The following is a 369-nucleotide window of genomic DNA, read 5'->3' as shown; positions in this document are numbered from 1 at the left end:
TCTCCTGCGTGACAGGCAGGCGTCCTAACCAGCTAGACCAACGAACCACAGTGTTGCTATGAAAATGGAGGATACAGGGATCGAACCTGTGACCTCCTGCTTGTAAGGCAGATGCTCTCCCAGCTGAGCTAATCCTCCAAAATGACCCGTACGGGATTTGAACCCATGTTACCGCCGTGAAAGGGCGGTGTCTTAACCACTTGACCAACGGGTCATAAATTATTATTCGGTTACGGAGAGTAAGGGATTCGAACCCTTGAAACAGGCTTTTACCCGTTTACATCATTTCCAATGATGCTCCTTCGGCCAGCTCGGACAACTCTCCAATTAAATAATAACTCCGGCAGGCGGGCTCGAACCGTCGACAAC

The 369-nt window shown here is 50.1% G+C and carries 3 tRNA genes; all 3 read right to left on the bottom strand.

Annotated elements, in window-relative coordinates:
• Positions 1–65 precede the first annotated feature (65 nt).
• The 3 genes from FC98_RS13905 to FC98_RS13895 all read right to left on the bottom strand — a co-directional run bounded on the left by FC98_RS13905 (position 66) and on the right by FC98_RS13895 (position 325).
• A tRNA-Val gene (locus FC98_RS13905) sits at positions 66–138 on the bottom strand.
• Between the two features lie 4 nt (positions 139–142).
• Positions 143–214 (bottom strand) — tRNA-Glu (locus FC98_RS13900).
• A gap of 19 nt (positions 215–233) precedes the next feature.
• Positions 234–325: transfer RNA gene (locus FC98_RS13895), tRNA-Ser, on the bottom strand.
• Positions 326–369: the final 44 nt, after the last annotated feature.

The organism is Lentilactobacillus kisonensis DSM 19906 = JCM 15041 (assembly GCF_001434135.1).
GTDB classification, from domain to species: Bacteria; Bacillota; Bacilli; order Lactobacillales; family Lactobacillaceae; genus Lentilactobacillus; species Lentilactobacillus kisonensis.
This window is presented reverse-complemented; position numbering and strand designations above follow the sequence as displayed.